11 protein-coding genes and 1 pseudogene are annotated in these 11,100 nt (G+C 38.3%); 5 read left to right on the top strand and 7 right to left on the bottom strand.

What is annotated here, in order from left to right; translation table 11 throughout:
- The first annotated feature begins 216 nt into the window (after nt 1-216).
- The 4 genes from BHE89_RS00665 (at nt 217) to BHE89_RS00680 (ending at nt 3,611) form a co-directional block, all read left to right on the top strand.
- A complete protein-coding gene (locus tag BHE89_RS00665; protein ID WP_069368529.1) occupies nt 217-1,155 on the top strand; it encodes an ABC transporter ATP-binding protein in 939 nt (312 codons plus the stop codon).
- The gene (locus BHE89_RS00670) at nt 1,152-1,922 is read left to right on the top strand and encodes an ABC transporter permease (RefSeq protein ID WP_069368528.1); all 771 of its coding nucleotides are present in this window, start codon (nt 1,152-1,154) and stop codon (nt 1,920-1,922) included. The genes BHE89_RS00665 and BHE89_RS00670 overlap by 4 nt, the downstream gene beginning before the upstream one ends.
- A 185-nt stretch (nt 1,923-2,107) precedes the next feature.
- Nucleotides 2,108-3,340 carry an MFS transporter gene (locus BHE89_RS00675; protein ID WP_069368527.1) on the top strand — a complete coding sequence of 411 codons (1,233 nt, stop codon included), beginning with the start codon at nt 2,108-2,110 and terminating at the stop codon, nt 3,338-3,340.
- 88 nt (nt 3,341-3,428) lie between these two features.
- On the top strand, nt 3,429-3,611 hold the full coding sequence (locus BHE89_RS00680; RefSeq protein ID WP_069368526.1) for a DUF2526 family protein: 183 nt from the start codon (nt 3,429-3,431) through the stop codon (nt 3,609-3,611).
- A 104-nt stretch (nt 3,612-3,715) separates the two neighbouring features.
- On the opposite strand, the gene htpX is transcribed toward BHE89_RS00680, so the two are convergent.
- From htpX to BHE89_RS00705, 5 genes and pseudogenes are all read right to left on the bottom strand, one after another.
- On the bottom strand, nt 3,716-4,681 hold the full coding sequence (htpX, locus tag BHE89_RS00685) for a zinc metalloprotease HtpX (RefSeq protein ID WP_069368525.1): 966 nt from the start codon (nt 4,679-4,681) through the stop codon (nt 3,716-3,718).
- Nucleotides 4,682-4,757: 76 nt separating this feature from the next.
- On the bottom strand, nt 4,758-5,318 hold the full coding sequence (locus BHE89_RS00690; RefSeq protein WP_069368524.1) for a LemA family protein: 561 nt from the start codon (nt 5,316-5,318) through the stop codon (nt 4,758-4,760).
- A gap of 294 nt (nt 5,319-5,612) precedes the next feature.
- Nucleotides 5,613-6,431, bottom strand: a complete 819-nt coding sequence (locus BHE89_RS00695) for a dimethyl sulfoxide reductase anchor subunit family protein (RefSeq protein WP_069368523.1) — start codon at nt 6,429-6,431, stop codon at nt 5,613-5,615.
- A 2-nt stretch (nt 6,432-6,433) separates the two neighbouring features.
- Nucleotides 6,434-6,985 carry a 4Fe-4S dicluster domain-containing protein gene (locus BHE89_RS00700; protein WP_069368522.1) on the bottom strand — a complete coding sequence of 184 codons (552 nt, stop codon included), beginning with the start codon at nt 6,983-6,985 and terminating at the stop codon, nt 6,434-6,436.
- Between the two features lie 2 nt (nt 6,986-6,987).
- A pseudogene (locus BHE89_RS00705) lies at nt 6,988-9,326 on the bottom strand (molybdopterin-containing oxidoreductase family protein).
- A 232-nt stretch (nt 9,327-9,558) separates the two neighbouring features.
- On the opposite strand from BHE89_RS00705, the gene BHE89_RS00710 reads away from it, so the two are divergent.
- Nucleotides 9,559-10,248 carry an IclR family transcriptional regulator gene (locus BHE89_RS00710; RefSeq protein WP_069368520.1) on the top strand — a complete coding sequence of 230 codons (690 nt, stop codon included), beginning with the start codon at nt 9,559-9,561 and terminating at the stop codon, nt 10,246-10,248.
- Between the two features lie 63 nt (nt 10,249-10,311).
- On the opposite strand, the gene BHE89_RS24575 is transcribed toward BHE89_RS00710, so the two are convergent.
- Complete coding sequence (locus BHE89_RS24575) at nt 10,312-10,434, bottom strand: hypothetical protein (protein WP_286138898.1); 123 nt, start codon at nt 10,432-10,434, stop codon at nt 10,312-10,314.
- A 30-nt stretch (nt 10,435-10,464) separates the two neighbouring features.
- A complete protein-coding gene (locus BHE89_RS00715) occupies nt 10,465-10,752 on the bottom strand; it encodes a helix-turn-helix domain-containing protein (RefSeq protein WP_069368519.1) in 288 nt (95 codons plus the stop codon).
- Nucleotides 10,753-11,100: the final 348 nt, after the last annotated feature.

Raw genomic sequence — 11,100 nt, forward strand, 5'->3', positions numbered from 1 at the left:
AATTTACAGCTCTCTTCATCTCTTATTCTTTATTATTGACAATAGTTAAAAAATATTTATTTATTCGTTTGTGTCATAAGCGCTAAAACGGTTTATTTGCTATTGAATATTCTCTAGAATAACTTATTCCATTTTATTCTTTGAACTAAGCTTATTTTCTGATTTTCAGCTCAGTTAATGCTGAATAATGCTGTTGATAAAAGGTAATTCCCACTTATGACGTATGCATTGGAGTTAACGGAGTTAACGAAAACTTATCACAATGGTGTAAAAGCACTAAAAGGAATTAATCTCACCGTTGAGGCTGGCGATTTTTATGCTTTATTAGGACCTAATGGCGCAGGCAAATCGACCACAATTGGTATTATTAGCTCTTTGGTTAATAAGAGTAGCGGTAAAGTTAAAGTGTTTGGTTATGACACCGATACCGATATGGTTAATGCAAAACGTCAATTAGGATTAGTACCACAAGAATTCAATTTCAACCCTTTTGAAACCGTTTTACAAATTGTTCTCAATCAAGCGGGTTATTATGGTGTCCCACGTAAATTAGCGTTAGAACGTGCTGAAACTTATTTGACCCAGCTTGATTTATGGGAAAAACGTGACGACAGAGCGCGTTTTTTATCTGGGGGGATGAAGCGCCGTTTAATGATTGCGCGTGCATTAATGCACCAACCTAAATTACTTATTCTTGATGAACCTACCGCGGGTGTTGATATTGAATTACGTCGCTCTATGTGGACGTTTTTAAAACAATTAAATGCTGAAGGCACGACGATTATTCTCACCACACACTATTTAGAAGAAGCCGAAATGCTGTGTCGGAATATTGGTATTATTCAACGTGGTGAGTTGGTTGAAAATACCAGTATGAAGGGGCTATTAAGTAAATTAGAGTCTGAAACCTTTATTTTAGATTTAGCGTCAAAAAGCCCACTACCTGAGTTACAAAATTATCAATATCGTTTGGTTGATACATCAACATTAGAAGTTGATGTTAAAAGAGAGCAAGGACTAAACAGTGTATTTGCTCAACTAAATGCGCAAGGTATTCAAGTCTTAAGTATGCGTAATAAAGCTAACCGTCTTGAGGAGTTATTTGTGCACTTAGTTAATGAAGATCATACAGAAGTAGAAGGAGAGAGGGAATGATTCAGTTGTATTGGGTAGCCCTCAAGACGATTTGGATTAAAGAAGTGACCCGTTTTGGGCGTATTTGGGTACAAACTTTAATTCCTCCCGTTATTACGATGTCGCTCTATTTTGTTATTTTCGGTAATTTAATTGGTAAGCGTATTGGGGATATGGGAGGCGTTGATTATATGCAGTTTATTGTCCCCGGTCTGATTATGATGGCGGTGATCACAAACTCATATGCTAATGTCTCATCTTCATTTTTTGGTGCTAAATTCCAACGTAGTATTGAAGAATTATTAGTATCGCCAGTACCGACCCATGTTGTTATCGCGGGTTTTGTCGGTGGGGGTGTAGCGCGTGGTATTTGTGTTGGAATATTGGTCACACTGGTTTCGCTATTTTTTGTACCACTAGAGATACACTCTTGGACAATGGTGGTGGTGACATTATTGATGACCTCAATTGTGTTTTCTCTCGCTGGATTATTAAATGCGATTTTTGCGAAAACCTTTGATGATATCAGCATCATCCCGACGTTTGTTCTAACGCCATTAACCTATTTAGGGGGCGTGTTCTATTCACTGTCACTCTTACCTGAATTTTGGCAAGGCGTGTCTAAGTTAAACCCTATTGTGTATATGATCAGCGGTTTCCGTTACGGTTTTCTGGGTATTACGGATGTCTCTTTAACAGTGACGATTAGTGTTCTGTGTCTTTTCATTGCGGTGTTTTATGTTATTGCATGGTATTTAATTGAGAAAGGTCGCGGTTTAAGAAGCTAATCAAAAAAACAAAAGAGAAAGAGATAAAAAGTTGAAATCGGTATCTTAATTAGAGATACGATTTTTTTAACTGTTTTTTCAGCACAAATGTTAATTTTTCTTTAAATTTACGCTTGGGTATTAACAAAGTCAATTTTCTTGTTTAGTATACTAAACACTTTGGCAGGGGATAAAAAGGAAATGTAATGACAACGGCAAGCCAAACAGGTAAAGCACCTAAGGCAATCTCTCGTAATAAACTTTTATGTATTGCAGGTATGGGCTGGACTTTTGATGCAATGGATGTGGGATTACTTGCATTCTTACTCTCGGCATTAAAAGAGGATTGGGGGTTGACGGCATCACAATTGGGTTGGATTGGCAGTATAAATTCAATTGGTATGGCTGTTGGCGCATTTGTGTTTGGTATTATGGCGGATAGAAAAGGGCGTAAACCCGTCTTTATTTTTACATTGTTGCTGTTTAGCTTAGGTTGTGGGTTAACGGCATTAGCAAGCTCTTTGATGGTGGTACTTGTTTTACGCTTTTTTATTGGAATGGGATTAGGTGGCGAATTACCTGTTGCGTCGACCCTTGTCAGTGAAAGTGTTGAAACCCATGAACGAGGCCGTATAGTTGTTTTATTAGAGAGTTTTTGGGCTGTCGGCTGGTTAATTGCTGCGTTAATTGCTTATTTTATTATTCCTGATTATGGCTGGCGTATGGCTATGCTATTAAGTGCATTACCTGCAGTATATGCTCTCTATTTACGTTCAAAACTACCTGAACCCACTTCATCGCATATTTTACAGAAAAAAACACGTTTATCGATCCGCCAATCAATGGCATTAATATGGTCTCCACAATACCGTCGCTCAACACTAATGTTGTGGATCTTATGGTTCTGTGTTGTTTTCTCTTATTACGGTATTTTCTTATGGTTGCCAAGTGTCGCTATGTTAAAAGGCTTTAGCTTAATTAAAAGCTTTCAATATGTGCTTATCATGACATTAGCCCAGTTGCCTGGCTATTTTACAGCCGCGTGGTTAATTGAACGGTATGGTCGAAAATTTGTTCTCGTCACTTATTTAGCGGGTACAGCTATTAGTGCTTATTATTTCAGTGTGGCTGATTCTACCGCAACATTACTTATTTTCGGTATGTTGTTATCGTTCTTTAATTTGGGGGCTTGGGGAGCTTTATATGCTTATACGCCAGAACAATACCCCGATGGAATTCGGACAACGGGTGCTGGAACAGCAACCGCAATAGGGCGTATTGGTGGAATATTAGGGCCGTTAATGGTGGGATATTTGGTTCAATATCAATTTGAAATAAGTTCAATATTTCTGATTTTCAGTTTTTCGATTGTGATTGGAATATTAGCGGTGATGTTATTGGGGCAAGAAACAAAAAATAAGCCACTTAACTCAATTTAGTCATACTTTGTGCGACTAAAAAATATAGAAATACGCTTTCTTGTAATATGATAGCAGTTAAGATTTTTATGAGAAAAAGGAGATCACGATGTCTCATTATGACGAAATGGTTAAACAGGTTGATGATGCTATTGCTACAACCAGTATTCAAACCATGAATGAACTTTTAGTGGAGTTAGGTAAAGATAAAACGATTGAATTTCCACTGCGTTATGAGCAGCAAGAGCGTTTACGCACGGCTATTTTCCATCACGGTGAAAAAAATCGTTAATCGGATTGTTGCTAAGAACTAAGAACTAAGAACTAAAAAAGCGTTTGAGCCATATCGATAAACTGATACAAACGCTTTTTTCTTTTTTACTGTATCAAATTGAATTAAAACGTCTTTCGACCTTCTAGTACGGCGATCCTATTTTCAATGGAAGGATGTGTTGAGAAAAACGAATCTCCTTTATTAAAAATAAATGCCGCTTTACGATAAGCACGTCCTGTTGAACCATCTTCAAAATTTTCAGTGTCATGTTGTGCTGAAATTTTCTTTAATGCATTAATCATCGCTTGATTATCTTGAGTTAAATCAACCGCAGCAGCATCTGCCATATATTCACGGGTGCGGGATAAATAGAAATAGAGCACCTGTGTAATGATTGGCAAAACTAAGTTGAGAATAATTAAAATGAGTCGCGCTTTGCTTGCTGCATCATTACTTTTACCGCTACGGTTGCCTGAGGCAATATATAAACGACTCCCAAAGATATTTGTTACCGTCAGAATAACGTTCGCTAATATGCCAACATATAAGGTCAGTCGTGAATCACCATGAATAATATGTCCTGTTTCATGCGCTAATACAGCTTGTACTTCTTGGCGATTCAGGCGATGTAATAAGCCTGTTGTTACACCAATAAAGGCATTTTTCTCAGACCAACCCGCGGCAAAGGCATTCGCTTCTGGTGTATCAAGCAGATAGAGTTTAGGAATATAGCCGAGTGTTGCACTTAAGCTAAGCTCTTCAACAATATTAAGGAGTTGGCGTTCTTGTGCATTTAAGGTGTCGTTTGGGCTAATTAATCGCGCATTCATGCCCGTTAGCATGATTTTATGCCCTTTAAAATGAATAAAGATAAGCAATAAAATGGAGATAGCGAGAATAATTAATGAAGCAATGGGAAGCGATTGGAACGTCAGAAATGCCCACATATTCTCGGTAAGATCTAAATAAGGATTTGCTCCGATAGCCGTATCCACCAGCAAACCGATCATAAGCATTAAGAGTAAATAAGTTGCTATAACAAAACGAGTTCGAATAGCATTTTTTCGTAGAACATTTCTGAAATCCATTAGTGACTCCAAACAGCACCGTTAAGTGCTGTTTTTATCAATCTAAAAGTAATAAATATTTTGTATCACTATAAAATTAATCAAAATTAATGCGGCGCGCTTCTTCTGTTTTAATCGTTCCTTCATCAAGACGCCAGTACTCTTTATCAATAACGAGGCTTGGGAAGATCTTGACGATAAATACTGCAGGAATAGAGGCGATAAAAGCACGGTATTGCTCTAAAGTTCGATTGTAACCGCGTTTTGCAAAAGAGAGTTTATTTTCTGTCGAAACAATCTCTTCTTGTAAATTTGCCATAATAGTGTCGGATTTTAATTCAGGGTAATTTTCAACCGCAACATTAATGGCACCACTTGAGACAATTTTAGATAACTCATCTTCAGCCGCTTTGGCTTCTTTGGCATTTGTACTCTGAGTTTGTGTTCTTAATTCAGTGATTTTAGTAAAGACTTCAGACTCATGGCTGAGATATTTTTTAACGGTGGCTAATAGACTATCAAACACTTTTCCACGACGATCTAATTGCACTGAAATTTCAGTTTCACTTGAGATAACCGCTTCACGCATAGAGATAATACGGTTGTAATAATAAAAAATAAGACCTAGTAACGCGATGGTAATAATTAATCCAGTCATGCGAAGCGCTCTCTTTTATAATAGTAAACAGGGGATTATGCGAAATCATTAATGCTAATTTTGCCTATTATTGATAAAGATAGCCAGATGATTATTTCATCAAAGATAAAAAAGAGTATTGATAAAGTAAAAATCAATCATATTGGATGAGATAAAAAAATACCCCGAATAAATTCGGGGGCAAAATTAAAGGTAATGTTAAGGTAAACAAAAAATATCAAGTGGAATATAATCAATGGATCTGAGTTAAATAGGCGTATTAGCGTGGCTATTTAACTCAGAGGAATAACATGCTTAAAACCAAGGTGCTTGTGCCATTACATTGCCATAGAACAACATTCTGCCTGTGATTTCGCCACTAAAAAGCATCAAAATAGCGAGAATAGAGAGCGCGGTTTTGCTAAATGAAGCACTATGAGACAGCGTAATAATACAAATACCTATCATCAGACTCGCAATAACTTGCCACCATAATAATAGACTTGCTACATCGGCATTGGGTACTTGTGCTCTTATCACTAATCCTACAAGTACCAATAATACGCCGATTAACGTTCCTATCTTTAATGAATTGCTAATGGTTTTACCTTGTAAACGTAACCAAGGGATCATCGATCCAAAACCAAGTAACAACGCGGTACCAATAAAGCTAATTTGTGTTGCGGGTGTATGCCAAAGTGGGTGAGCCTGCATTTGATAATAGATTTGTGCTGTAACCAAAATAACGGGTAAACCAATCACACCACAAAATAACCCAATCAAACTATTACGGCGAATAGCATGAGGCTGTATCCAACTCGCTAATGCCCATAATGAAACCAACCCATTAAGCATAACGAAGGCAATTGCCTCACGGCTTAACCAAGAGTGAGCAAGACCTAATACAGAACGATAAGCACCAAGCGGATCACCTAAGTGCCCCATTGACATTGATGATCCTACAACTTCAATTAGCCAAATCAATGCAATGGTCGTTCTTAATGCTTTGGTATTTAGTATTGCAACTTTTTGAGTCTGGTTTTGCCATTGATACAGTGAAAAAGCTAATATCGCACCAATACCCCATTGACTCATTACTGTAAACAGGACTAGTGGCAATTGATAATCATGCATAATTAATCCTCCATACCAATAATGACAATATTAGGATGACTGATGGTGTGATCAGGAACGCCATAGCGTTTTTCTAATAAAGCCCAATTTGTCGTATGTTTTTTACGTAAATCTTCAATTTCACCAAATTCGATAGCACTTGTAGGGCAAGATTCTACGCAACGTGGTTTCAAGCCTTCATCTAGTCTATCAGCACACATGTTGCATTTGCTGGTTTTGCCTTCAACGGGATCATAAACAGGCGCATTATAAGGGCAAGCCATAATACACATTTGGCAACCAATACATTTGTCATGATCTTGTACGACAATACCATCCTCACGTTTGGTATAAGTATCAGCAGGGCAGACTTTCAGGCATTGTGGATCATCACAATGGTTACAAGACATGGTAATAAAAGCTTGTGCATTAGGTTGATCTTCATTAAATTCACGAACACGACGCCATAGCACACCAGGTGGTGTGACATTTTCAGATTTACATGCCATCGAGCAGGTGCGGCAACCATAGCAATCTTTGGTGTTTATCAGAAAACCATACTGTTTTTTCGCCATGATCATGCCTCCCGTCTTACGTTAACTAAGGTACTATTACAGCAATGACCATTGCCTAAAGGCTCTACGTGATCGTTGGTAACATGGCTACTGCTTCCACCTTGTTGCTCCCACCAACCGTTATCTAATGACACAACACCTTGCTTAATATGAGTGGTTACAACCGCAATAGCGCGGTGTTCACCGCGATCATTAAATGCGATAGCCCATTCACCATCTTTAATACCTCGAGCTAAGGCATCATTAGGATGGATAAGAATATTGGGTTGATTGCGCTGCACTTCTAAGATCCACTCATTCATACCGTGACTCGAGTGAACACTACGGGCAAGTTTGCGCTGTACCGCCATAAGAGGATACTTTTTGGCGAGTTCAGGTGAGCCTTTTGCGGATTCTTTTACTGGATAATAGGTGACAATCGGTGAGAAATTTTTGCTTTGCCACTCTTCAATAAAGAAGTGTGCTTTTTTCGTTGAAGTACGGAAGATACCATCTTTAAATGGGATCCAATCACCTTCAACTGGACGCACTGGGCCTTTTTCAAGCATTGCACGAGTAATTCCAGATCCCTTGAGGCAAGCATCAATGTAGTGTTCTATGGGTTGATTAAAGACGTCACCAAAGCCAAAACGCTCAGCAAGACGAGCAAAGATCCAATAATCAGGTTTTGCTTCTCCTGGTGGTTCAACGGCTTTTTCCATCAATTGTACATATTGACTACGAACACCCGCCATTAAGCTGGTATCTTCAAAAATAGTGGTAACAGGAAGCACAAGGTCAGCATAAAGTGCTGTAGATGACATCAAGTTATCAGCGACAACAACAAAAGGAACTTTTTTCAGTGCGTTACGCACCATATTTGTATTAGGAAGTTGCGTCATCACCCCCATTGTCATGATCCACCAAAAGTTAATTGGATGGGGTCTTTCATTGACAATCCAATCCCCCACTTTTGCAACAGGGATAGGCTTGATAGGTTTGGCATTAGGCGCTGGTGGAATAATCGGGCTAAATTTTGCCATTTGACGAGCACCACCTGCGTCACAAATACCTGCGCCTTTTTTTACCAATATTGCCAGTTTAATAAGGCTAGATAAAATTGGCTGGCTGCGACATAAGCACCGAACTCTGTCCGTTGAGCGCCTGACATATTTTGCACAATCATAGCGGGTTTGGTTGTGGCATAATCGCGAGCCAAACGAATGATCGTTTCGTTAGGAATATCTGTTTCTTGACTGGTCTTTTCGACAGTCCAAGGCTGTGCTTGCTGATAAATTTGTTCAAAGACAGTGACATAATCTGCATTAGCAGGTAGTTCATCATGAGTTAACGCAGGAACAATATTCGGTTTCTCATGGTGAACAAGTTGCTGGCTTAAGGTATCAAAAACCAGATAGCTATCTTGATCATCATCAGATTGACGTAATAGCTTTTGTTGTGAGTTTACAAGATAAACGGCACCTGTATGTGCTCGTAAAAAAGGCTTATCAGTGAGATTTTCTTCAATGATAATTTTGATCATACCTAATGCAAGCGCAGTATCTGTACCGGGTACAATAGGGATCCACTCATCTGCTTTAGCCGCAGTTTCATTAAAACGAGGATCAATTACCACCATTCTGGCGCCATTTCGGCGAGCTTGGTTGTAATTTTTAAAATAGGCTTGCATAGTGACTGCTGGGTTATTACCCCAACAAAGAATATAGCGACTATCTTTTACTGTATCGCGAGTATCCGCATAGCGTAGACCCACCATTGGGATCATCGCCGCTGTTACAGCGGAACAGCATAAAGAGCCAGCTTGTTTTGTTGAGCCTCCTAAATAATCGAAAAACGCTTTACCCATATCATTTTTAATCGAGTCCATATTACCCGCATGAGTGGAGATAAATAACCCCTCATTACCAAATTTATCAATGGTTTCTCTGATGTTTTTTTCGATAAGATCAAGCGCTTCATCCCAGCTGATTGGTTTGAATTCAGCTTTTCCTTTTTCGCCAACCCGTAATAAAGGTGTGGTGAGACGATCTTTATGGTATACCCACTTGGTTCGACTCATTCCACGCAAACAGCATTTTACATTAAAGCCTTCAGAGGCTTCGACTTTGATCAATTTCCCCTGATGTGTAAAAGCTGTTAGGTTACAGTGCAAACATTCCATCGCACAGGTTGAACGAAACGTTTTATATTCGGATAATTTTATCCGTGGTTTCTGGTTAAATATGGGGTTATTTTCATTAACTAGACTGAACGCGTTAGGAGAAAGTGCAGCCACGCCAATGGCGCCCATTCCTTTTAACAATGTTCTTCTATTTAATTCCCATTTGTTATCTTTAGACATAGACATTCTCACGCACAAGAAAGGTTAACTATATATAAACCCAATTCATATATAGTTAACATTGAGTTAGATCATCTAAAAATAGACAAAGAAAATAATCGATAGAAAATGATTAAAAAAGCCCCATTTAAAATAAGGTTTTAGTGAAATAATCTAGTAAAGATGACAAAAAAAGAATAATGGGATATCGTCATAAAACAAAGTAAGTAACGGATAGGTGTGGGAAAAATAAATGCAGAATTCTCAAGGAGTTAACTCGGTTGATATCGCTATTACCATTCTGGAATTTATTGCTTCGAATGGAGGTATTGCCCGATCGTCAGATATTGCAAAAGCCTGTTCGCTTTCAAAAAGTCGCTTACATAAGTATTTAGTCTCACTTTGTCGCTCAGAAATGTTATATCAAGAGAGTGAAGGGAGTCAGTATTGCTTAGGGAGTAAAATTCTTTTTTTAGCGCAGGCGACACCAAAACCGCAATCCATGATAGATGAAATTAATCAACTATTATGTGAGTTTAGAGATGAACATAATATGTCTACGGGATTGGTGATATCACAAGGTAATCAACTGTTTTTAACGCGTTACAACCGTAGCTTTAAACATGTTGATATCGATTTTTTGCCGGATACGCCTGTGCCTCATAAAGTCAGTGCTGCGGGGGCTATTTTTGCTACCTTCAGTGATTTAATAATTGAAGCAGATTTATCACAAAAGCAGAAGGATACCATTCGCCAACAAGGTTTTGCTATTCGCCATGAACCGGCTGAGGGAATTCCTGGCGCACAATCTATTTCATGTCCTGTACTGAATAAAAAAGGGGAAATGGTGGCGGCAGTATTGACGATGGGATTTATTGAACCAGAAAGACAAATGCAGTTAGGCAATGCATTGAAAGCAAAAATGGCGCATTTTTCCCGTTAATGGTTAAAGAACTTATTTAGGCACTTTTGCAGGAAAAGCAATGTGCCTAACATCGTGTATTGATTAATCAAATAGTCCTTTTGCCAGAATGTCGCCTTCTTGAGATATACCGGGTAACACAAAGTCATATCCACCACCAAAAGGTTTGATATAACGCTCTGGATTTTTACCTTCAGCTCGTCGCATATGAGTGTCAAATAGCACTCTCTAAAAGGATTAAATTTGACTTTGAGCACTCCAAAACTGTTTGGAGTGTGTCAGCGCCACAGCAGAAACTCGCTCTTCATTTGGTGGCAGGAAAAATGCAGGAGTCACTTTTAGCTCTTGTGCAATATGAAAGAGCATATCAACATCAATCTTACATAGCCCATTCTCATAACGTGAAAATTGTTGTTGGCTAATACCGACTCGTTCAGCGACAACCTTTGCTGACAAGCGAAGTTGCTGGCGTTGTTTACGAATTTTATGCCCAATAATTTGAGAGATGGGATAAATCTTTGACATTAGTGACCTCATTCTTCCTATCAACCACCAATAATATCCAATACATTGAATATCAAGTTTCCGTGATGGATCTTCAAAATAAACAAGCACTCCGACTTGAATGAGTAAAATCCATACTACTGTGTTATCGGTTAATTGGATGAATTATTTATACCTATCATGTTATAAGATGATATTTAATTTTCATTAAACTATTTTGATATCCTTCTTTTTCCTAGCAGGATAGTCGAGATTTTTTTGATAAACAGTGCTATATATTGCCTAAACACTATTTTGTTTGCTATTTATGCTCGCATTTGTGATTAATAAAGAGTAAATAATGAAGTCATAACAAAAAAGATAAATCCT

Source organism: Shigella sp. FC1967 (genome assembly GCF_001743005.1).
Lineage (GTDB): Bacteria > Pseudomonadota > Gammaproteobacteria > Enterobacterales > Enterobacteriaceae > Proteus.

What these genes read in the sequence shown, in the direction of transcription:
- BHE89_RS00665 (WP_069368529.1), top strand. Translation starts at nt 217, where the DNA reads ATGACGTATGCATTGGAGTTAACGGAGTTAACGAAAACTTATCACAAT.
- BHE89_RS00670 (WP_069368528.1), top strand. Translation starts at nt 1,152, where the DNA reads ATGATTCAGTTGTATTGGGTAGCCCTCAAGACGATTTGGATTAAAGAA.
- BHE89_RS00675 (WP_069368527.1), top strand. Translation starts at nt 2,108, where the DNA reads ATGACAACGGCAAGCCAAACAGGTAAAGCACCTAAGGCAATCTCTCGT.
- BHE89_RS00680 (WP_069368526.1), top strand. Translation starts at nt 3,429, where the DNA reads ATGTCTCATTATGACGAAATGGTTAAACAGGTTGATGATGCTATTGCT.
- htpX (WP_069368525.1), bottom strand. Translation starts at nt 4,681, where the DNA reads ATGGATTTCAGAAATGTTCTACGAAAAAATGCTATTCGAACTCGTTTT.
- BHE89_RS00690 (WP_069368524.1), bottom strand. Translation starts at nt 5,318, where the DNA reads ATGACTGGATTAATTATTACCATCGCGTTACTAGGTCTTATTTTTTAT.
- BHE89_RS00695 (WP_069368523.1), bottom strand. Translation starts at nt 6,431, where the DNA reads ATGCATGATTATCAATTGCCACTAGTCCTGTTTACAGTAATGAGTCAA.
- BHE89_RS00700 (WP_069368522.1), bottom strand. Translation starts at nt 6,985, where the DNA reads ATGGCGAAAAAACAGTATGGTTTTCTGATAAACACCAAAGATTGCTAT.
- BHE89_RS00710 (WP_069368520.1), top strand. Translation starts at nt 9,559, where the DNA reads ATGCAGAATTCTCAAGGAGTTAACTCGGTTGATATCGCTATTACCATT.
- BHE89_RS24575 (WP_286138898.1), bottom strand. Translation starts at nt 10,434, where the DNA reads ATGCGACGAGCTGAAGGTAAAAATCCAGAGCGTTATATCAAACCTTTT.
- BHE89_RS00715 (WP_069368519.1), bottom strand. Translation starts at nt 10,752, where the DNA reads ATGTCAAAGATTTATCCCATCTCTCAAATTATTGGGCATAAAATTCGT.